Annotated in this window: 18 protein-coding genes; all 18 read left to right on the top strand. The window is 36.8% G+C overall.

All coding sequences use genetic code 11. The features are described 5' to 3' along the window. Positions 1-2: 2 nt before the first annotated feature. The 18 genes from JMX97_RS02830 (at position 3) to JMX97_RS02745 (ending at position 21,586) form a co-directional block, all read left to right on the top strand. Positions 3-1,802 (top strand): ABC transporter ATP-binding protein, encoded by a 1,800-nt coding sequence (locus JMX97_RS02830; RefSeq protein WP_201555157.1) that lies wholly within the window; start codon positions 3-5, stop codon positions 1,800-1,802. 22 nt (positions 1,803-1,824) lie between these two features. Further along, positions 1,825-2,904 (top strand): dTDP-glucose 4,6-dehydratase, encoded by a 1,080-nt coding sequence (gene rfbB, locus JMX97_RS02825; RefSeq protein WP_201555155.1) that lies wholly within the window; start codon positions 1,825-1,827, stop codon positions 2,902-2,904. Further along, the gene (gene rfbA / locus JMX97_RS02820) at positions 2,905-3,777 is read left to right on the top strand and encodes a glucose-1-phosphate thymidylyltransferase RfbA (protein ID WP_201555153.1); all 873 of its coding nucleotides are present in this window, start codon (positions 2,905-2,907) and stop codon (positions 3,775-3,777) included. Between the two features lie 2 nt (positions 3,778-3,779). Further along, on the top strand, positions 3,780-4,178 hold the full coding sequence (locus tag JMX97_RS02815; RefSeq protein WP_201555151.1) for a sugar 3,4-ketoisomerase: 399 nt from the start codon (positions 3,780-3,782) through the stop codon (positions 4,176-4,178). Further along, the gene (locus tag JMX97_RS02810) at positions 4,175-5,347 is read left to right on the top strand and encodes a formyltransferase family protein (RefSeq protein ID WP_201555149.1); all 1,173 of its coding nucleotides are present in this window, start codon (positions 4,175-4,177) and stop codon (positions 5,345-5,347) included. Before JMX97_RS02815 ends, JMX97_RS02810 begins: the two co-directional genes overlap by 4 nt. Further along, positions 5,347-6,453, top strand: a complete 1,107-nt coding sequence (locus JMX97_RS02805; protein ID WP_201555147.1) for a DegT/DnrJ/EryC1/StrS family aminotransferase — start codon at positions 5,347-5,349, stop codon at positions 6,451-6,453. Before JMX97_RS02810 ends, JMX97_RS02805 begins: the two co-directional genes overlap by 1 nt. Before the next feature lie 120 nt (positions 6,454-6,573). Continuing rightward, positions 6,574-7,506 (top strand): glycosyltransferase, encoded by a 933-nt coding sequence (locus JMX97_RS02800; RefSeq protein ID WP_201555145.1) that lies wholly within the window; start codon positions 6,574-6,576, stop codon positions 7,504-7,506. 450 nt (positions 7,507-7,956) lie between these two features. Then, the gene (locus JMX97_RS02795) at positions 7,957-8,982 is read left to right on the top strand and encodes a polysaccharide pyruvyl transferase family protein (RefSeq protein ID WP_201555143.1); all 1,026 of its coding nucleotides are present in this window, start codon (positions 7,957-7,959) and stop codon (positions 8,980-8,982) included. A 99-nt stretch (positions 8,983-9,081) separates the two neighbouring features. Beyond that, positions 9,082-9,864, top strand: coding sequence for a glycosyltransferase family 25 protein (locus JMX97_RS02790; RefSeq protein WP_201555135.1), 783 nt, complete (start codon positions 9,082-9,084; stop codon positions 9,862-9,864). Positions 9,865-10,047: 183 nt separating this feature from the next. Continuing rightward, positions 10,048-11,175, top strand: a complete 1,128-nt coding sequence (locus JMX97_RS02785) for a polysaccharide pyruvyl transferase family protein (RefSeq protein WP_201555133.1) — start codon at positions 10,048-10,050, stop codon at positions 11,173-11,175. 1 nt (position 11,176) lies between these two features. Then, complete coding sequence (locus JMX97_RS02780; protein WP_201555132.1) at positions 11,177-12,094, top strand: glycosyltransferase family 2 protein; 918 nt, start codon at positions 11,177-11,179, stop codon at positions 12,092-12,094. Then, complete coding sequence (locus JMX97_RS02775; RefSeq protein ID WP_201555130.1) at positions 12,060-13,235, top strand: glycosyltransferase; 1,176 nt, start codon at positions 12,060-12,062, stop codon at positions 13,233-13,235. The genes JMX97_RS02780 and JMX97_RS02775 overlap by 35 nt, the downstream gene beginning before the upstream one ends. Positions 13,236-13,256: 21 nt before the next feature. Beyond that, the gene (locus JMX97_RS02770; RefSeq protein ID WP_201555128.1) at positions 13,257-14,336 is read left to right on the top strand and encodes a glycosyltransferase; all 1,080 of its coding nucleotides are present in this window, start codon (positions 13,257-13,259) and stop codon (positions 14,334-14,336) included. Positions 14,337-14,471: 135 nt separating this feature from the next. Further along, the gene (locus tag JMX97_RS02765) at positions 14,472-15,668 is read left to right on the top strand and encodes a hypothetical protein (protein WP_201555126.1); all 1,197 of its coding nucleotides are present in this window, start codon (positions 14,472-14,474) and stop codon (positions 15,666-15,668) included. Position 15,669: 1 nt separating this feature from the next. Next, positions 15,670-16,782 (top strand): glycosyltransferase family 4 protein, encoded by a 1,113-nt coding sequence (locus tag JMX97_RS02760; RefSeq protein ID WP_201555124.1) that lies wholly within the window; start codon positions 15,670-15,672, stop codon positions 16,780-16,782. Between the two features lie 150 nt (positions 16,783-16,932). Further along, positions 16,933-18,180 carry a sugar transferase gene (locus JMX97_RS02755; RefSeq protein ID WP_227671597.1) on the top strand — a complete coding sequence of 416 codons (1,248 nt, stop codon included), beginning with the start codon at positions 16,933-16,935 and terminating at the stop codon, positions 18,178-18,180. A 54-nt stretch (positions 18,181-18,234) separates the two neighbouring features. Beyond that, a complete protein-coding gene (locus tag JMX97_RS02750; protein WP_201555122.1) occupies positions 18,235-19,710 on the top strand; it encodes a capsule assembly Wzi family protein in 1,476 nt (491 codons plus the stop codon). Between the two features lie 784 nt (positions 19,711-20,494). Further along, the gene (locus JMX97_RS02745) at positions 20,495-21,586 is read left to right on the top strand and encodes a polysaccharide biosynthesis/export family protein (protein ID WP_227671596.1); all 1,092 of its coding nucleotides are present in this window, start codon (positions 20,495-20,497) and stop codon (positions 21,584-21,586) included. The last annotated feature ends 96 nt before the right edge of the window (positions 21,587-21,682 follow it).

The following is a 21,682-nucleotide window of genomic DNA, read 5'->3' as shown; positions in this document are numbered from 1 at the left end:
ATATGTTTAAGATGATTAGGCAGCTTTTCTCATTGCTTTCAGCTCAGCAAGTAAGACAGTTTTATATCCTGCAAGTGCTGGTAGTGGTTATGGCTTTTACTGAGTTGTTAGGTATTGCTTCTATAGCGCCTTTTATGGCTTTAGTGGGTGATATTTCTATACTGGAAAAAAGTAATATTTTTGCCGAATTATACCAACTGTCCGGCTTGACGAATCCTATGGATTTTGTATTCTATACGGGTCTATTAGTTCTTGTTGCCTTAACTATCTCTACTATAGTTTCTATGTATACCACTTGGAAGTTATCACTCTATGGCGCTAGTGTAGGGATTGAAATTGCGGATCGTCTTTATGCTTATTATATGCGAGAAGATTGGCAGTTTCATGCCAGTGGTAGTAGCGCCCAGTTGACTAAGCAAGTATCTACAGAAGCCATGCGCATAACGAGTGGAATAATACAGCCGTTGATGCGAATGAATGCAAAAGTAGTGCTAGCTGTTCTCATAGCTGTCAGTATCATAATTTATAACCCCGTTATAGCTATAGTCGGTTTATTCATATTTGCTTTGGCTTATTTCTCACTTTATAAGCTGGTTCGTAAGAAACTAGTCTCTAATGGCCAAAAGATATCTCAAGTTTCTACTGATCGCTTTAGGTTAATGAACGAAGGGTTTGGTGGTATTAAAGATGTCTTGCTGCTTAATCGCAGCTACGACTTCGTCAAGCGTTTTGAAGAAAGTGGCACGATTTACGCTCGCGCTCTAGGATTAAATGCCGGTATTAGTCAAGTACCGCGCTATTTTATGGAGCTGATAGCCTTTGGTAGCATGATTGGACTGGTACTGCTACTGATTAAGTGGCACGACGGCAATCTAGGGGCAGTACTGCCAATTTTAGCTGTTTACGCTTTAGCAGCATTTAAACTACTGCCTGCCTTACAACAAATATATTCTAGCGTCGCTCAAATTAAAGGAAGCTTAGCGGCGTTTGAAGCCGTTAAAGGAGACTTAGAGAGCTCAGTTGATAGCCAGAAATCTATTACTAAAGAAACGCTATCCATACGTACAGAATTAAAGCAGCAAATTACTTTAAGCGACATACAGTTTAGTTATCCTGGCAAATCAAGACCGGCTGTGAATGGGGTCACTATGACTATTCCCGTTAATAGTGTGGTCGGTCTAGTAGGATCATCTGGTTCTGGAAAGTCTACCCTAATTGACTTATTACTTGGCCTGCTAACGCCGCAAAGCGGTCATCTATACATGGATGACACTTGCATTACTGCTGAAAACAAACGTGCTTGGCAAAATACCTTAGGCTTCGTACCGCAAAGTATTTTCTTAAGTGAAGGGTCTATTGCTGAAAATATTGCTTTTGGTTTACCTGCCGCAGACATCGATATAAAGCAAGTAAACAAAACACTCAAACTTGCTCATTTAACCGAACTGGTTGAAGAACTTCCTAACGGGGTAAGTACGAAAGTAGGTGAACGTGGGGTCCAGCTTTCAGGTGGCCAGCGTCAACGTATTGGCATTGCTCGGGCTCTTTATCATGAAGCAGATGTCTTAGTATTTGACGAAGCCACTAGTGCCCTAGATGGTATTACAGAAAAAATAGTTATGGATGCTATACACGAGTTTAGTGGTCAAAAGACTATCATTATGATTGCTCATCGTCTAAAGACTGTACAGAAATGTGACGTTATTTATTTAATGGCTCATGGAAAAATAGTTGACTCAGGTACTTATGAGCATCTGGTTGAACATAATACAGAGTTTAAAAAAATGGCAGAGCATGCTTAATAGATGCCTTATAGGAATTTAAATGAAAATATTGATTACAGGCGGTGCGGGCTTTATTGGTTCTGCTGTTATACGTCATATAATGAACAACACTCAAGATAGCGTCATTAATCTTGATAAGTTAACCTATGCCGGTAATCTGGAGTCGCTTATTAGTGTAAGTGACAGTCAACGTTATGCTTTCGAGCAAATTGATATCTGCAATGCAGAAGAACTTAAGCGCGTATTTGCGGAACACCAGCCCGATGCGGTTATGCACCTTGCAGCCGAATCTCATGTCGACCGATCCATAGATGGCCCAGCTGAATTTATTCAAACCAATATTGTTGGCACTTATACTCTGTTAGAAGCCGCTCGTACTTACTGGAATGAGTTAAACACTGAACGCAAACAAGCGTTCCGCTTTCACCATATTAGTACCGATGAAGTTTATGGAGATCTGCCACATCCTAGTGAGCAAGAAGATGCAGATAAACATCTATTTATAGAAGATACTGCCTACCAACCCAGTAGCCCTTATTCAGCTAGTAAGGCCAGTTCAGATCATTTAGTGAGAGCGTGGCTACGCACCTATGGCTTTCCAACGCTTATTACTAACTGCTCTAACAACTACGGCCCTTATCACTTTCCAGAAAAGCTTATTCCTTTGGTTATTTTAAATGCTCTAGATGGCAAGCCCCTGCCTATTTACGGTAAAGGCGATCAAATCCGTGATTGGTTATATGTAGAAGATCATGCTCGGGCATTGTATAAAGTAGCTACTGAAGGCCGCGTAGGCGAGACTTATAATATCGGTGGGCATAACGAAAAGCAGAATATTGAAGTGGTAAAAACTATTTGCAAGATTTTAGATGAGCTACAGCCACAAGCTAACTCGCAATCTTACGAGAGTTTAATTTCCTTTGTGAAAGATCGTCCCGGTCATGACATGCGTTATGCGATTGACGCTAGTAAGATTGATAAAGAGCTGAACTGGACACCAGAAGAGAGCTTTGAGAGTGGTATCCGCAAAACAGTTGAATGGTATTTAGACAACCTTGACTGGTGTAGAAGAGTACAAAATGGTAGTTATCAAGGCGAAAGATTAGGAGCAAATGTGTAGATGAATACTAAAGGTATTATCCTAGCCGGTGGTTCAGGCACACGCCTGTATCCAATTACTAAGGGCGTCTCTAAGCAGCTATTACCCATTTACGATAAGCCGATGATATATTATCCATTATCGGTGCTAATGTTGGCAGGTATCCGTGAAGTACTTATTATCAGTACGCCTGATGATATTGATGGCTTTAAGCGTCTATTAGGTCATGGTAGTGAGTTAGGTATTGATATTAGTTACATTGTACAGCCAAGTCCTGACGGTCTTGCTCAAGCCTTTATCTTAGGTGAAGACTTCATTGGCGATAGCAATGTCTGCTTGGTACTGGGTGACAATATCTTTTATGGTCAAGGATTCACACCGCTACTGCGTCAAGCCGTTAATCGTCAAAAAGGGGCAACAGTGTTTGGCTACCAAGTCAAAGATCCTGAGCGTTTTGGCGTGGTTGAGTTTGATAATGAAAAACGTGCTATCTCGATAGAAGAAAAGCCTACTAATCCTAAATCACATTATGCGGTCACTGGGCTTTATTTCTATGATAATGATGTGATCAATATTGCTAAGCAAGTTGAGCCATCTGATCGTGGCGAGCTTGAGATCACTACAGTTAACCAGAGGTATATGGAGCGTGGTGACCTAAGTGTAGAGTTGTTAGGTCGGGGATTTGCATGGCTTGATACGGGTACTCATGAGAGCTTATTAGAAGCGGCTCAGTTCGTTGAGACTATAGAGAAGCGTCAAGGTTATAAAGTCGCTTGTTTAGAAGAAATCGCTCTAAATAATGGCTGGTTGACTAAGCAGCAAGTATTAGCTGCTGGTCAAAATATGAGCAAAAACTCTTATGGTCAGTATCTGATTTCTCTAGTGGAAGAGTAATAATGAGTTTAATACAATGGGTTGAATTTCCACCGTTAGGCGATGATCGTGGCTCTTTAGTAGCTTTAGAGACAGAAAGCACTGTGCCTTTCCCAATTAAACGTGTTTACTATATTTTTGCAACTCAAAAAAATGTTGCGCGTGGATTTCATGCTCATCATAACTTGAAGCAAATTGCTATTTGTATTACTGGTAAATGTCGTATGATCCTTGACGATGGGAAAACTCGTGAAGAGGCTTGGTTAGATTCACCTACTAAAGGGTTAATCATTGGCGATTTAGTATGGCGAGAAATGCATGACTTTAGTGAAGACTGCGTGCTTTTAGTGCTTGCTAGTGAACATTACGATGAAAGTGATTATATTCGTGATTATGATGAGTTTTTAGAGGTAGTTAAATGATCGTAATAGCAGGTAAAAATGATATAGCAGTTCATGGGCTATTTTTAGCAATGGAGTTTTTTGACTTAGATAAAATTATAGTTATTCCAAATAAAAATGACCTAGGTGTCGATGGATGGCAACGATCATTGTCTAAAGCCGCGAAGGATAATAATATAGTTATTAAAAATCTCAATGAGGTATACGATACTGAAATAGATTGTTTTATATCATTAGAATTTGATCAGCTAATAAAGCCTGCTATGCTCTCTACAGAAAGTGTTTATAATATACACTTTTCAAAGTTGCCTGAATATAAAGGAATGTATACATCAGTTTGGCCTATCTTGTTTTGTGATAAAAATAGTGGTGTGACTTTACACAAAATAGATAAAGGGATAGATACAGGTGATATAGTTTCTCAAAGAGTGTTCGATTTAAACGCAAGTGACAGAAGCCAAGATTGTTATAGAAAGTATATAGATAATGCTAAACTGTTAATTTCCGAATGGTTTGAAAGAATTATAAATAAAAACATAACTTATAAAAAGCAATCAGCCATTAGATCTACTTATTACTCTGCCAGTTCTATAGACTATAAAAACTTGAAAATCAACTTTAAAAGAACTGCTTGGCAAATCAAAAGGCAGGTCTATGCGTTTAGTTTTCGACCATATCAGCTTTTGACATTTGAAGGGCTTGATATTTCGGATGTAATAATAACTAACAATAAATCTGTATTTCCACCTGGTACTATAATTTCAAAAGAGCTTGATTATTTTTCAGTTTCATCTGTTGATTATGATGTAAAACTATACTTTGATGATCTAGATAATATACTCCAGAATATGAATAAAATGAATGTGGAAAGTTTTTCTAAAAAAATGGTGAATATTTTAGGGGTAAATGATAGGAATGGAAAGGGATGGTCTCCAATCATTGTTGCAGCATATTATGGAAGAGTAGATCTGATAGCTTATCTACTTGATAATGGAGCACTGATAAATGATAGAAACTATCGTGGGACAGCAGTGCTTATGTATGCAAAAGATTATTCACTAAAGCATAAAGACAATAAAGTAATAAAGTATCTTATCAACCATGGTGCAGATCCTATGCTAAAAGATTGGTCTGGCAAGACCATCTATGATTATATTACTAAACAGCAAGTCGGTTTTTTGGATTTATAATGACTAATATTTCTTTTCTTGATCTTAAAGCCATTAATGCTCAATACCGTGAAGAGCTTGTTAACGCTTGCACTCGTGTCATTGATTCTGGTTGGTATGTACAAGGCACTGAAGTGAGTGCCTTTGAGCAAGAGTTTGCAGCTTACTGCGGTGCCAAGCACGCGATTGGCGTTGCAAACGGACTTGATGCACTGACTCTTACTATGCGAGCATGGAAAGAGTTGGGTAAATTAAAAGAAGGCGACGAAGTTATCGTCCCTGCTAATACTTACATTGCCAGTATTCTTGCTATTACCGAAAATCGTTTGGTACCGGTGTTAGTTGAGCCTGATTTGGCAACCTATAATTTGTGTCCCAAAAATACCGAAGCTGCAATTACCAACAAAACACGGGCTATTTTACCTGTACATTTATATGGTCAATTAGCTGATATGCCAGCGATCATGGATATAGCCAAACGCTATAACTTATTAGTACTTGAAGACTCCGCTCAAGCACATGGTGCCAGCATTGACGGTAAAAAAGCGGGTAATTGGGGGGATGCAAGTGGTTTTAGCTTCTACCCGGGCAAAAATCTAGGGGCATTAGGCGATGCAGGAGCTGTTACTACTAATGATGATGAGTTAGCTCAAACATTGCGTGCCCTGGGAAGTTATGGCAGTCATAAAAAATATGAAAACCTATACCAAGGCGTAAATAGTCGTTTAGATGAAATCCAAGCTGCGGTACTGCGTGCTAAACTTCGTCATTTAGATACTGAGATTGCTGCGCGTCGAGCTGTTGCTAAGGCTTATATGGATGGTATAAACAATGCAAGTATTATTCTACCTAACTGGCAAAGTGAAGAATCCCATGTTTGGCATTTATTTGTAGTACGCTGCGAACAGCGTGACGCCCTACAAAAGCACCTAATAGAACAAGGGATTCAAACCCTAGTCCACTACCCTATACCTCCCCACCATCAGCAAGCATATAAAGAATGGAATACAGAGAGTTATCCAGTCTCGGAAATAATTCATCAGCAAATCATAAGTTTGCCAATAGGGCCCACTATAACCTTTAACGATATTCAAAAAGTTGTTAATGCAATCAATGCTTTCAATTAATATAGTTTAATTTTTTAGTACTGAATGACTTTTATTTTATACATAGGAATAAGATGGTCTAATCAAACAATTGATTATGATAATTCTTATTAATTATTAATACTAATTATAGTGGTGAAAATGAAACCTTTAGTAACGTGTATCCTCCTAGCTTATAATCATGAACAGTTTATTGAGAGTGCTATTAAAGGACTGTTAGAGCAAGATTATAATAATATTGAATTCATTATATCTGATGATTCATCGTCTGATAATACCTATAAAAAAATATGTGCTACCATCAAAAGCTACTTGTCTACAAAAAATATAATCTTAAATAAAAACGAAGAAAACTTAGGGTTAATTAGACATTTTAATAAACTAGTGAATATGGCTAAGGGAGAGATCATAGTAGTCGCAGCTGGTGATGATATATCCCTAAAAAGTAGGGTGTCAAATACAGTAGATATATTTTCTAAAAACAAGAATGTCACATTCGTCTCATTTAATGACAACGTTATTGATGGTGCTGGTAATGTAATAAGTAGTGGTGAGAGAGTAAAGTACGATGGTATAAGAAAGTTTGATTTGAATGATTTTGTATCAGGGAAAGAAATTCCTTTTAGTGGGGCATCAAGAGCTTTTAGAAAAAAGGTACACGATACCTTTGGTGATTTAGAGTCAAATAGTATTACAGAGGATACTCCCTATATTATACGTGGCCTTATCATGGGGCAAACTGCAATTTCTTCGGATATAGGTATCTGTTATAGAAGGCATGATAATAATTTATCTGGAGCTCTTTCTCTTGCAAAGATGGATGTTGATTGTATATCACAACAATATATAATTGATTGTAATTTAGCTAAAGCTAACAATTTAATTTCAGTAAAGGATGAAAAAAAATTGCTTCAGTGGATAGAAGTTAATAGAAAGAGAAGGAAAATACTTAATGGGTTTGCACTCTCTGATTCTAAGTTGACTTATTTTATTAAACATATCTTACCTTCCCCAAGTGTTCGCTCTAAAACAAAGATTCATATGGTAAAAAAACGAATTCTGAAGGTGATATAACTAGTTCAACATAAAGTTAATACAACCTATATCATGGATAGTTTGTTTAAATAATTTTCCGAATATAGCTGCTAATTTATCCTTGATAGGGTTTAAGTCAGAACTGTGAGAGGGTAAGTATATAATGCGATAACCATACATTATTATCAAAAGAAACGTTATGTCTTTATTTAATTGCGTTGATAGATATGGCGAGATAGAAGATTATATCTGACTTTACTAAACCTTGTTTTAATGATGATATGAAAGATGCAGAAAAGTAGGGTAGCAAAGCACTAATAGGGCAACCGATTTTTATCCGATAAAGCATAACTTCAACCGTTAATTTTAACCCTGGATTTTTATATATGTTTGTTCGTCGAAATATACTATATAGATTTTGCCACTAATCGTTTTTGAGCGTGATACGGTTTATAAACAGTAATTAATAATAGTTTTGGATAGCTTAATATGAAAGATATAAGTCTTTTGGTGAATACTTTATACCGTAACAAACTGGTCAGACCGATAATAAAATCACTGATTCCAAAAAAAGTACGTAATGCATTTTTAAGTTATATAAACGATTCAAAAAAATACAAATCGGTAAGCCTATATTTCAACAATGGTATAGCGCGCATTGATCATAAGAATAAAAATATACAAGGGTTGGTACCAATGTATTATTTTGATGACACGCCTAATTTTGGTGATGTTGTTGGCCCGTATTTGGTTTCCAAGATAACTGGTAAGCCAGTGTTAAATATTAATGATTCACGATATCCTGGAATTATGGCTGTTGGCAGCATAATGCAAATGATCAATAGAAAAGATATGGTCGTATGGGGCAGTGGACTGATGTATAAGCCTACAAATGAAAAGATGAAAGAACTTAAAGAATACAACCCAGAGATTTTATCAGTCAGAGGCCGGAAGACTGCTAACCTTTTATTAGAAGCTGGTATAAATGTTCCTGATCCGAGTGTTTATGGCGATCCTGCTCTAATACTACCATTCTTTTATAAACCTTCAGTAAGTGGTTCAAAAGAGATTGGTATTTGTCCTCATTACTCACATAAATCACATTTTTTAAAAAATATTACTGATAAAAATAATTTAAAAATTATAGATGTACAAAAAGATATGGAAACAGTCGTAGGTTCAATTAGCTCATCATCTGTCTGTATTTCTACATCATTACATGGTCTTATAATTGCACAGGCTTACAACATCCCATGGGTATGGTTAGAGATTTTCGATAATAACTTGGCAGGTGATGACTTTAAATTTAAGGACTTCTTCTCTACTCTAGATGAATCACAAGTGTCACATGTTAGAGCTAGATTGGAAGATGTTAAAAGTCTTGACTATAAAACTATAGCTAAAAATGCCACCTTACCAGATAAGTTATACAATGAAGAATTAATATTAGAGTCTCTAAAAGCATACCTAGATAGGGAAACATCGGCCTCAGTTTGTTCCAGTATTAATAAGTGAACAGTATATTGAACGCTATTTTTCCAATAGTTCAATGCTAATTTTCAAAATCCTTTAAAATTGATAGTTTTTTATCGTTGTACTAGATTGAGCATAAAAATGAACCTAAGTTTAAATATATTAGTTATTAATCTTAAAGCATCTTCAGAACGTAGAGCTAGAATATCAAAGCAATTAGATGGTTTGGGTATTCCTTATGAATTTTTAGAGGCAACAGAAGGACCATCATTAACTGATGAATGGATAGAAAATAACATAGGAGATAGAGTTAAATATGTTTATTATAATAACTTACACCATTCAATAAATAAAAACGCACTCGCGTGCGCCGATAGCCACAGAAGAGCTCAGTTGATTGCCTCTAATTTTGAGACTGGCTATACGTTGATTCTTGAAGATGATGTGGTACTTACTAGCAATTTTAAAAAGAAAATAACAAATACAATTAAGCTTATGCAGAAACATTCATTACATGTTGCTTTTCCAGGGTATAACTTAGCTAAGGGCAATCTTAAAAAGCGCCTTGATATAAATTGCTCTGGTCTTGGTTTTTTATTTTTCAAATATCCTGTAGATGGACATGTCTCAGGCGCTTACGCATATATCGTTGACTTTGTTGGTGCTAGACAGCTCGTTAAAGACAATCTAGAAAAAGTTCAGAATACAGCCGATACATTTTGTATTAAAGAAAAAGGTCTGAATGAAAGTACAGTCGTTTTATACCCTAAAATAGTTACAACAGGTTATCTTGAATCGAATATAGGCTATTTGACTTCAAAGGTTACTTTGGCTACAAGGGTCAAACAAGTTACTTACTCGTTATCACTAAAATCGAGGACTGTTCATTATCTTTTACGCCATTGGAAAGAAAGAAGGTTGTAACTAAAATATCAAAGTCTGAAATTAGTTACTAAACTAAGATTTTAGCGAATGGGTAAATAGATGATTGTTAAAATGTTCAGAAAAGCACCAAAATTTTTTTAATTAATATTGCTATTATTCCTGCTCGAAAGGATAGTGTGGCTCATATATGGTCAACCAGCTTCTAATAAGGTTTGTTTTATAATGTATAAGAATATTTTAAAATCTGAAATTTTATTCACAGGTTATTATGGACAACAAAATACAGGTGATGACGCTTTTTTGGAAGTGGCTTCTTGGGGAGCCGAAAAATACTGGCATAAAAGTAATAGTATATTTCTATCAAGAAAAAAGGGTCTTCCTGTATTGTGTAAAGATATAAGAGGTTACCCACTCAGTATTCCGAAAACATATCGTTTACAAGAAAAGCTACTACTCTCATCAACTGATTATTTGATTTCAGCTGGTGGTTCAACAATGAGCAGAGAGCTACAGGCTGATAATATTAAACGTCTTGCTATTGAACGTAAGAAAAAAAATTCGAAAATTAGGATTGGTGGTATTGGGGTTTCCATAGGTCCGTTTAAAACTATAAAAGATGAAAAATCAACGGTCGAATATTTGAAAAATATAGATTTTTTAGCGGTCAGAGACCAAGCATCTTTTGACTTTTTAACAAGTTTAGATTTACCTTACAAACCAGTGAATGCTTTTGACTTAGCCGCGTTACTTCCAGAAATTTATGGAGTGCAGAAAAAAGAGCTTTTATTAAATAATAAAAAAGTTGTCGGCATAAGTGTTTGCCCTTTTGAAAGTATCGTTGATGACAATAAAATTGAAAATGAGTATAAGAGAAATGCTAAGATCATTAGCCTCTTGAAGATTTTAAATAAAAAGGAAGATATACACTTTAAGTTTTTTATTATAAATGGTAACCCAATAGTAGGTGATTTACAATTGACACGAGAAACGATAGGGAAAGTGTCACCTAATAGCTATGAAATAATAAATTACAACAAAGAGACGCGAGCAACATGGAATGAAATATCATCATGCGATTTTATAATATCGACACGTCTACATGCTGCTATTTTCGCTTGTTTTTCAGACACTCCTTTTATGTTAAATGAATACCATAGAAAGTGTGGGGACTTCCTGGATAATATTGATTATGATGAAAGTTTGAGGTTGTTTGATAGTGAATATAACCCAACAGAAAAAGCCAATACTATTATAAATATATTAAACGATCAGAGTAACTACATTTATCCAAAAAAAATATGTGAAATGAAAAAGAAGTCTGAGTTGAATTTTACAGGAGTGATTATTTAATATGTTCTCTGTAGTCATTCCTTTATATAACAAAGAACTTAGTATAAAAAATACAATACAATCCGTGCTTAATCAAACGTATCAAGACTTTGAAATAGTCGTTATAAATGATGGTTCTACTGATAATAGTTCCAAAATTGTTGAAAGTATAAGCGATGATAGGATTCGCTTGATTAGCCAGCCAAATCAAGGTGTGTCGGCAGCACGTAACTGCGGTATAAAAACAGCTCGTAATGAATGGATTGCTTTTTTAGATGGTGATGATTTATGGAAAAAAAATCATCTTGAAGAAATAAATAAAATGATGCATGCGTTCCCAGATGAAAAGGTATACGTAACTTCCTTTAAATACTCTGATGGAAGAAATGTATACAGCCATCTTCGTGAAAAATGTATATTTAAAATTGAAAATTATTTCAAAGAGGCTTTAAAAGAAAGTTTAATATGTACTGATATAATTATAGTCCATAAGGTTTGTTTTGATTACGTAGGATTTTTCGATGAGTCTATGAATCGTGGAGAAGACACAGATTTATGGGTAAGATTAGCACGTAATTATAGTATTGTAAAAAGCTCTGTTATAACTGCAATATATAGAGTTGAAGCGGAAAATAGGACTAATTTAAGTAAAAACTTAGAAAGCACATATGTATATCATATTAACTTCGATAAAATTAGCGATTTTGATGAGCGTAATTATTTTAAAGAGATGGTTGCTAATATGTTATATCAGTATGCTCGCTCAAAAGATTTAAATAACTTTCAAAAGTTAAAAAAAAGATATCCCTCCATAAGCTATAGTGTATTTATCAAATATTCCTCAAAACATATTTATAAAAGAGCACTTAAAAAAAATAACCAAAAAGTTTTAAGATGGTTTTTTTATGAAAAAAATACTCTTAATGAATGTTCTTTATAAGCCTAATATAGGTGGTGTTGAAAATTCATTATCTGAAATATCTAAAGTGCTGATTGGTAATGGCTATAAAGTTGATATTTTTTGCAGTAATAAAAATAATGAGGATGATACTAACTTAGAGTTTATCTACAAAGAAGATAGAACAGAAGTATATCGCTATAACTATGAATATGGTAAGTTTTCTTTCTTTAAGAATATTTTAAACTCAAGAAAGGTCCTTAAAAAATTAACCAATGAGAATAAATATTCATTTATCATATCAAGAAACTATTTCCTTGTAATAGTAGCTGCAATGACTGGTGTGAAAAGTATCAAATACATTCCGCCTGAAGTAAGCTATTACTCTAAAAAAGGAGCAAGATCAAAATCCTCTTTGAAAGAGTTAAGCAGAGATAGTATAAAATTCTTACTACAATGGTTTGCACTTATACTTTCAAAAGATGTCTATGTGCTCTCTGAAAGTATGTTTAATCAAGTCAGGCAGATAAGCTTGAGACTCATATCACCAGAAATAATCAATCCTGGTATTAACTTAAATCGATTTTCTATTCCTGACTTGGAAGAAAGGAATAAACTTAAGAAATTTTATGATGTCTCTGAAAATAAAAAAGTGCTATTAGCACTTGGACGTTTTAGTGAGGTAAAACAATTTGATCTAGTTATATTAGCTATGACATTGTTACCTGATGACTATTTGCTTATTTTAGTGGGTTCAGGACCTGAGCGAGAAAAATACCAAAATATAATTAATAAGAATAACTTAAAAGATAGGGTTTTGCTGTTTAATTCAACTACTAGTCCTGAAGATTTCTACAAGATGGCTGATGTTTTCTTAATGACATCACGATATGAGTCATTCGGTCAAACCATCTTAGAAGCTTGTGTATCAGGATTGCAAATAATCTCATTTAGCCGTAAATCCGGAGTGAATACAAATATAGAGCTAATGCTTTCGGAGTGCGAAGGGATCTACTTGGTAGAAGAACAGTCTACTGATGCATTAGCTAATACGATTATACAATCCTTCGAAAACAAAAAAATAGCACATTCTAACTTCACTAAAAATCAGAATATATTGAGCAAGCGCTATTCATGGAGTAATTTTGTTTCCAGTTTAAATATTCCTATTGATAAGTTTTAAAAAAATTAAAAGGTAAGCTAAGTGAAAGTATTAATAGTGATTACTGGTCTAGGTATGGGTGGTGCTGAACATGTTGTGGCGAATCTAGCTGATGAGTTGGTTAATTTAGAGCATACAGTGAAAATCGCTTATTTGACTGGTGAGGTTATAGTGTCGCCAAAGAGTCCTGAGATAGAATTAATATCAGTTGGCATCAATAGTCCTAAAGATTTTTTTAAAGCTTATATTAAGTTAAGAGGTGTAGTTAACAAATTCAAACCTGATGTGGTGCATAGTCATATGTTTCACTCGAATATCATATCGAGATTACTTCGCTTAACTATAAACGTTCCTAAAATTGTGTCTTCTTCACACAATACAAATGAAGGCGGTCGGCTTAGAATGTTAGCTTATCGTTCAACTGACAAATTAACTAATATATCAACCAATGTTAGTCAAGAAGCGGTAGATACTCTCGTAGAAAAAGGGGCTGTTAAACCAGGTCGTATGATAAGCGTTGTGAATGGTATAGATATTAACCAGTTTTATTTTGATAGAGAAGCTCGCAAAAAAAAGCGTACTGAATTGCATATTACTAATCAAAAAGTAGTTTTGGCTGTAGGTCGTTTAAATTATCAAAAAGACTACCATAACCTATTGAACTCTATCTTTCTCTTAAAAGAACAACGACAAGACTTTCAGGTTCTAATCACTGGTGATGGTCCTCTCAGAGAAGAGCTCATGTTGTTGGCTAAAAAATTAGAAATTGTTAGTTTTGTTGAGTTTTTAGGTATACGTCGAGACATTCCAGACTTAATGTCAGCTAGTGATCTTTTTGTTTTGTCATCAGCTTGGGAAGGGTTTGGGCTTGTTGTAGCTGAGGCTATGGCTTGTGAGCGTGTTGTTGTGGCAACTGATTGTGGCGGTGTCAGTGAAGTCGTTGGCTCAGAAGGGTTTCTTGTTGAGCCCAACAATAATATACTGTTGGCACAAGCACTTGATAAAGCTTTGGACTTAAGTGATGACGAACGTTCTAGTATTGGAGCCTCCGCACGTGAGCGTATCATTGACAATTACTCATTAAGTGCGAATGTTGAAGCTTATCTTAAGTTGTATAATTAGCTAATAGTATAGCGACTTTAGCAGAGCACTTTGAGTCGCAGCCAAAGACTAACTTGCAAATCATCGATGAAATACCGAAAAAGAAAAGCCTTAAATTCAGATTTTTTAAATCGTATCAAATTATAGAGACAGTGCATGTCAGACTTGAGTTGGATTTATAGCTATGGTTTTTTAGGCATTAGATTGTTTGAATTACCGAGCCTACTCATATGCTTATTGTTGATACTATCGGCTGGGTATATATTTAACGTTCCTCGTAAGTATCAAGTTATATTGGTACTACATAGCTTTCTGCCGTTTATTTTAAATGATGTCTTATTTAGTGCTTCTTATATGCCGGACCAATTTAAATACTGGCGTGGAGTTAACTACATTAGAAGTGGTGAAATAGGTTTTCTTGACGCTTTAACTGATCCAGGAAACGTTTTGCAGGCTAGCGCTTTGCTTGCATTAATTCCATTCCCAACGCCTGTTTCTATCATAAGTTTAGGGTTTTACAACACCTTTCTATATATAATTTTGTTCCTTATTCTATATGTGAAAAAAATATTTACCAATGTATCTATATGGTTTTATTTATTATTTCCAAGTGCTGCTTTATATACAGCGCTAAGTTTAAGAGAAACCTTGATATTTTTCTTTATGATTATGACCATAGTCTATGCGCGTGAGTCTAAAATTATTAAAAGTGTGCTTTGTATCGTTCCGGTATATTTAATTAAATTTCAAAATTTCTTCATTTTGGGACCGATTATTTTATTATATTTCATATTTGATGTTGCTAGGAAAGGTATGGGTCTAACTAAGGCCTTGGTTATTAGTGCTATTGGCTTAGCTGCCTTAATTCTCTCTGCCCCTATTGCTATCCCCATAGTCAACAGTGCTAGAGTGTCTATGTTTGTTGAGGATGGTGGTGATCCAGCAAATATTAGCGTTATATCAGGCGTGGGCGACTTTGTGTTTCAAGGTTTAACATCAGCACTGTACTTCTTATCTAAACCTTTACCGTGGGAAGCAAGCAGTGCTTTACAGTTTGTGCAGTCATTTGAAAACCTAATTGTACTGGCTATTTTATTTTTAATAACCCGACAAGCTTGGCAAAAACGGCCTGATAAGCTGGCTTTTTGGTTGCTATTTATGGCTTTAGGTATGTCTGTCTATGGCTTGGTTGTGGCCAATTATGGTACTGCTGTCCGTTATCGTTATGCATTCGTAGTGATTTATGTATTGTTTGTCTGTGCTGATTGTAATGTTCAAAAGCTGTATACGAAAAAAAAACGACCTTCTCAGACGAATCAGCCAGTAACACACGATAAAGTGGGTAGGACCTAAATTGAAAATATTATATATCGTTAATGAGCCTTGGTTTTTCTTATCTCATCGTTTGCCTATCGCTTTGGCTGCTAAAGAACAAGGTTATACTGTACAGGTAGCGACTAGAGACGGTAAAGCAGTCACAGAAATTACTGATATGGGTTTTATTCATCATAAAATTCCACTATCGCGCAGTGGTAGTAGTCTGTTCAGTGAGGCGATGAGTGTATTAGCCATTTGGAAACTGCTAACACAGGTTAAGCCTGATGTTCTTCATTTAGTCACTATTAAACCCGTTGTATACGGTGGAATTGCTGCTCGATTTACCCCTGTGAAAAAAGTCGTTGCTGCTGTGTCAGGTTTAGGGACTTTATTCTTAGCTGAAGGCGTTAAAGCACAGTTAAAGCGTAAGCTTGGCACGTGGTTATATCGCTTTGCTTTACGCTCAAAAAAGACCACAGTGATTTTTCAAAATCCTGATGACAAGCAGATGTTTATAGATCTTAAAGCGGTCAAACCAGAGCAAACCGTCTTAATTCGCGGTTCCGGTATAGACCTTTCGGCTTTTAGTTTTTTCCCTGAGAATTTAACGTCCAAACCAGTGGTGACTTTTGCTGCTCGTTTATTGTTTGATAAAGGCCTAACTGAGTATATCGAAGCTATTAAACTTTTGAATAACAAGGAAATAGTAGCAAGTTATCAGATAGTGGGGGATCTAGACCCAGGTAACCTCACTAGTGCTAAAAACACAGATACTGAGTACTGGCAGTCTATTCCTAATTTAACTGTTATGGGCTACCAAAAAGATATGGCGGCTGTTTTTAGAGATTCTAATTTGGTGGTATTGCCTTCTTATCGTGAAGGTTTGCCTAAAGTCCTAATTGAAGCCGCTGCTTGCGGACGAGCGGTCGTTACAACCGATGTACCCGGCTGCCGTGATGCCATAGAAGCAAATGAAACGGGTTTGTTAGTAGCCGTCAAGAGCCCCAATGAGTTGGCTGATGCTATCGAAAAGCTGGTCACAGAGACTGCTCTTCGAGTACGTATGGGTACGGCAGGGCGTCAGCTGGCAGAAAGGGCGTTCTCAATTGAACAAGTGGTCGATCAGCATTTGTCTATCTATCAGCAGTAGTGATTGCCATCTTTTATAGTTTTTTTATATAGCACTTCCTTTATCTAAATTGCTAACCTACTACAATAGTATAGTTTTTCGTACTCTTGATAAGTTATAATTGCTAAATTTACAAACGTACTTTGTATCGACGAATGAAAGACTCTAATTATGTTCAATAGAAAAACGCTACAGTATTTGCGCTTCTTGCCTGTTCAGCTATTCGTAGGGTTATTAGTATGTACTTGGATTCCTTACTTATTTTTTGATTGGAACTACCTGACTCAAGGGTTTAACAAAGCCAACACTTTTAATATTTTTATAAGTGGCATGCTCGCTTTATCGACTTTATTCACCCTGAACTTAATACGTCGGTTCCCAGGTATTACTTCCACTTCATACATAATACCTGTATTTCTTTTTTGGTTTACTGTAATTTTTACTCTAGCTGAAATAATTCCTTTGCCTTTTTCTTTAATATATTATTGCTTAAGTGGATTTTTCTTATTAAGCTACCTTTTTATCATTAATATAATCAATCGTCATTATGAAGTTCAAATGCTCGCCTATATTCCAGTAGGTAGAGCAATAGATATGCCAGAACAAGTACCATCAGCTAATTGGTTGAAATTAGATACGATTAATCTAGAGCAAGATGTTAATGGTATTGTAACAGACCTTCATAGTTATGATTTGACTGATGACTGGCTGGAATTTATTGCGAATAAGACCTTACAAGGCATTCCTGTGTATCATCATCGTAACATTCGTGAGTCCTTAACCGGTAGAGTTCGAATCAATCATATGTATGAGAATGACTTAGGCTCTCTACTACCTTCTGACAATTATATGTTAATCAAGCATTACTTTGACTGCTTACTCATCCTGATATTACTGCCATTTACCCTTATAATCTGTCTATTGACTGCTATAGCGATTAAGCGTGAAGATGGGGGTAAGGTTTTTTATGTTCAATCACGAGTGGGCTATCGTGGGAAAACCATCAAAGTTTATAAATTCCGTAGTATGCGCGAAAATGCGAAAGAAATCTTAACGGTCGATAGTGATGATCGAATCACTAAGGTGGGCAAGTTTATTCGTAAGACTAGAGTTGATGAGCTGCCTCAATTTATTAACGTTATTAAAGGTGAAATGAGCTTAATAGGTCCTAGGGCTGAATTTATTGATTTTGCGGTCAAACTTGAAAAACAAGTGCCTTTTTTTAATTATCGTCATATTGTTAAGCCCGGCATCTCTGGTTGGGCACAGGTCAACCAAGGTTATGCTACCGGAGCAGAAGAAACCCAATTAAAAATTGAATATGATTTTTATTATATCAAGCATATTTCATTTACCTTGGACTTACTGATTTTCTTTAGAACCATTCATACCACGCTGACAGGATTTGGTTCGCGGTAAACTATCGAATTAATAACCTATCTGTTTCATACCCTAGATTATGAGTAAACCACTATGAGCAAGCAACTGTCCCACCGCCGTTTAGCCCCTTTAAGTCTAATCAGTATTTTATTGAGCTTTGGTATGGTGAGTACACTTGCCAGCGCACAGAACCTGTATATGAATGATCTTAAACTCAAAGCAGACCTTGACTGGCTCAATACTCAAGGTGTGACCCAGATTAGTACCAGCACTTGGCCCTTGACTGCCAATGAGATTAAGCGTGCTTTGGCTTCTGCTGATGCTGCAACGCCTGCGCAACAGCAAGTATTACAGTCTGTACAGACTAAGCTGGCTAAAAATCGTGAGTCTCTGGTTAGCGCTTCTGTAGGCTTATACGCTCAGACAGACCGCCAGCAGCTGCCACAAACCTTTGCAGATGATCAACTGGCAGGACAGCAGGCTAGCGTACAGTTAGGACTTAGCGAAAGGGATTGGGAGTTTAACTTACAAGCCAACCTAAAGAATGATGAGCTGATTGATGACAACAGTGATGTTAGTTTCGAAGGATCTTACATTGCTGGGACGGCTGCCAATCAATGGCTGATAGCGGGTAAGATTCCAGCATGGTGGGGTCCTGGAAACGACGGTAGCCTCATTCGAGGCGATGCCAGCATTCCAGTCACCGGCATCACTATGCAGCGTGATCAGCAAAGTGCGCCAACTTCTCAATATCTATCTTGGGTAGGCCCTTGGCAGTATCAGCTGTTTGCGGGTCAGCTAGATGACTATGAGGCCATACCAGATGCCAAGCTTTTTGGTGCGCGTCTTACTGCTAGTCCATGGCCTTGGTTAGAAGTTGGTGCTTCTCGTACCTTTATGTGGGGCGGAGAGGGTAGACCGGAGAGTTTTAGCTCCTTTGGTGACGCTGTTCTAGGAACCAGAGATAACGAGGCTACTGCTGGTAATACTGACGATGATCCTGCCAATCAACTTGCTGGCTTTGATGCGCGTCTGAGTCTAGCGCCGTTAATCAACGTGCCGGCAGGTGTCTATGCTCAGTATGTGGGTGAGGATGAAGCAGGAGGACTACCGGCTAAGAATATGTACCTGCTGGGTGCAGATTATGCGGCTGATATTTACGGTAAGCCCTATCAGCTTTATGCCGAATATGCGGATACTCGTAGTAGTGGTGAATCGCGTGGGATATCTTATGACCATTTCCTATATACCGATGGCTACTATCAGCAAGGCTATCCTCTAGGTCATGCGTTAGGCGGTGATGCTGAGAGTGTATCGGTTGGTGGTAGACTGTGGCTTGATAATCGTAATTTTATTAATACTAAGCTGCAATACGCTAAGGTAAATCAAGCGGATGAACCCATCAATCAGGCCTTTCCAGATTCCGATACGCTAACGGCTATTGATGTGGCTTGGGAACATCAGTTACGACCACAAGCGCTAGTAACTACTAGATTTTGGGCCGTAGATTCTGATACCCAGTCAAGTGATATCGGGGCAGCAGTGGGAATAGAGCTAAAATCTTATTAGATTCATATCTCTCAAATGCACGAAAAAGGTCTATTGAACACTCAATAGGCCTTTTTTTTGTGGCTTGATATTTTCATACCGTCATATTTTCCATCGACGGCGACTTATTCTAAATGTGCTAAACCTAAAAGCGTCCAAAAACTACGATGTGGTATGTAGTAGGGCTGGACGACTTAAGGTATATATGAGCCACTTTAAGACGAATACAGTATGGCTGGGAGAAATTTTCGAAGCCTCTGGAGTGACGAAGTCACACAGCAAGCTAGAAAAATTTTTTCCAGTTATCCAAATCCATGTGTGTATCCGTTTTATTTAGTTTTGACTATAAAAGATATTAAAACCTACTTCTTCAACTGATTTAAACAGCTGGGTATGACAGCCGAAAATAAAACCATAAACACTATTTCCCTATGTCATCAAGCTCATAACACGGCTACTTTCTCTCTATTCGTGAATTAACGAAACTTATTTGTGATTTATTTTTTATTAATAGGGTGCTTAGGTTTTGAACCGTCAAGCCTTAGTGCATATAGATAAAACATGAATGAAGGTAAGGTTTTTAAAGCAAGTCAACTAAAGTAATCTACCGTTTGTTAAAAATAAAAGTTCATCAGTATTGTATTGTATCTAAGACATGTGTATATTCAGTAACTATATATTCATTTTTATGAATATATGTTTCTAGTTGATTTGTTTTTGTAATATATATTTTTAATTAATTCGTTTTAACAGATATATACAACCAAAGCATCCTTATAAACGAATCTAATGTGGAGTCAATACTATGGATAATAAGCGTCTTACTCTTATGCATAAGTCCCCAAGACTACTGAGTACAGTATGCTTCTTTTTTATGGTCTCAGTTAGTGGCTGTGCCAGTATTAGTTCAGGCATACAATCTGGCGACTTGCCTCCCAGTGGCTCGTTTGTTGCAGAGAATGGCATACAGTTTGACGTACAGCCATTAAGTTTGGCAACGCTACCGCCTAAGCAAGTGGTTCAACCGAGTAGTGACTTAGCACGCCTAGTAAGAACCTCTACCCGAGTGGATTACCGCATTGCTCAAGGGGATGTTCTCAATGTTGTCCTTGTCGAGTATCCAAACATCAATGCCTCCACTTCCAGTTTAACAGTCGATCAGCAAGGCTTTGTTCAAATTCCTCTAATAGGTCGTATTAAAGCCAGTGGTATGAGCGTCCCGCAATTTACCGCAAATCTACGCGGGCAGTTGCAACGCTATCTTAAATATTCAGATCCCCAAGTAAAAGTTATCGACTATCGCGGCAATAAATTTATTGTTGATGGTGAAGTCAGTAAAATGGGCGAATTTAATATCACCGACGCCCCAGTTTCTCTTTATAGCGCCATTTCTATGGCAGGTGGCGTAACCGCTACCGGAGATTCAGACAATATCGTATTGAACCGCAGAGGGACCAGTTACAACATAAACCTATCCTCACTTCGGCAGATAGGCTCATCGGCCAATCAAATTTATGTACAAGATGGCGACTCAATCCATGTCAATACCCTAGACATCAATAAAGTATATGTCTTAGGTGAGTTTGGACAAGTCGCGCCTGTGCCTATTCTTGAGCAAGGACTGAATTTGGCTCAAGTATTAGGGGAATCTGCCGGTCTTAACGCCAATACCGCCAACGCTGCCAAAGTATACATCGTTCGCGACCACCCTAATTACCCGCGTACCAGCATCTATTATGTGGACATGCAAACGATTACCAGCTTTCCATTAGCCAATCGTTTTGAGATGCGACCCAATGACATAGTGTATGTTGATCCGACTGGCTTGACCCGTTGGAATCGTATTATCAATTCGTTATTACCCTCTTCGTCGGCAATTAGAAGTTTTGGTCTCTAAAGAGGTTGTTGTCATGATATTTAATACTGACTGGGTCAGTCGATCAAAGCAAATGGCTTGAAAGTTAGTATCACTATCACCGCAGTAAGATTTTCA

This window comes from Psychrobacter sp. 72-O-c, from assembly GCF_904846605.1.
GTDB lineage: Bacteria > Pseudomonadota > Gammaproteobacteria > Pseudomonadales > Moraxellaceae > Psychrobacter.
The sequence above is the reverse complement of the archived record's forward strand: the minus strand, read 5'-3'. Positions and strand labels throughout refer to the sequence as shown.

Coding starts and splice junctions, on each gene's coding strand:
- JMX97_RS02830 (WP_201555157.1), top strand. CDS start 3: ATGTTTAAGATGATTAGGCAGCTTTTCTCATTGCTTTCAGCTCAGCAA.
- rfbB (WP_201555155.1), top strand. CDS start 1,825: ATGAAAATATTGATTACAGGCGGTGCGGGCTTTATTGGTTCTGCTGTT.
- rfbA (WP_201555153.1), top strand. CDS start 2,905: ATGAATACTAAAGGTATTATCCTAGCCGGTGGTTCAGGCACACGCCTG.
- JMX97_RS02815 (WP_201555151.1), top strand. CDS start 3,780: ATGAGTTTAATACAATGGGTTGAATTTCCACCGTTAGGCGATGATCGT.
- JMX97_RS02810 (WP_201555149.1), top strand. CDS start 4,175: ATGATCGTAATAGCAGGTAAAAATGATATAGCAGTTCATGGGCTATTT.
- JMX97_RS02805 (WP_201555147.1), top strand. CDS start 5,347: ATGACTAATATTTCTTTTCTTGATCTTAAAGCCATTAATGCTCAATAC.
- JMX97_RS02800 (WP_201555145.1), top strand. CDS start 6,574: ATGAAACCTTTAGTAACGTGTATCCTCCTAGCTTATAATCATGAACAG.
- JMX97_RS02795 (WP_201555143.1), top strand. CDS start 7,957: ATGAAAGATATAAGTCTTTTGGTGAATACTTTATACCGTAACAAACTG.
- JMX97_RS02790 (WP_201555135.1), top strand. CDS start 9,082: ATGAACCTAAGTTTAAATATATTAGTTATTAATCTTAAAGCATCTTCA.
- JMX97_RS02785 (WP_201555133.1), top strand. CDS start 10,048: ATGTATAAGAATATTTTAAAATCTGAAATTTTATTCACAGGTTATTAT.
- JMX97_RS02780 (WP_201555132.1), top strand. CDS start 11,177: ATGTTCTCTGTAGTCATTCCTTTATATAACAAAGAACTTAGTATAAAA.
- JMX97_RS02775 (WP_201555130.1), top strand. CDS start 12,060: ATGAAAAAAATACTCTTAATGAATGTTCTTTATAAGCCTAATATAGGT.
- JMX97_RS02765 (WP_201555126.1), top strand. CDS start 14,472: ATGTCAGACTTGAGTTGGATTTATAGCTATGGTTTTTTAGGCATTAGA.
- JMX97_RS02755 (WP_227671597.1), top strand. CDS start 16,933: ATGTTCAATAGAAAAACGCTACAGTATTTGCGCTTCTTGCCTGTTCAG.
- JMX97_RS02750 (WP_201555122.1), top strand. CDS start 18,235: ATGAGCAAGCAACTGTCCCACCGCCGTTTAGCCCCTTTAAGTCTAATC.
- JMX97_RS02745 (WP_227671596.1), top strand. CDS start 20,495: ATGGATAATAAGCGTCTTACTCTTATGCATAAGTCCCCAAGACTACTG.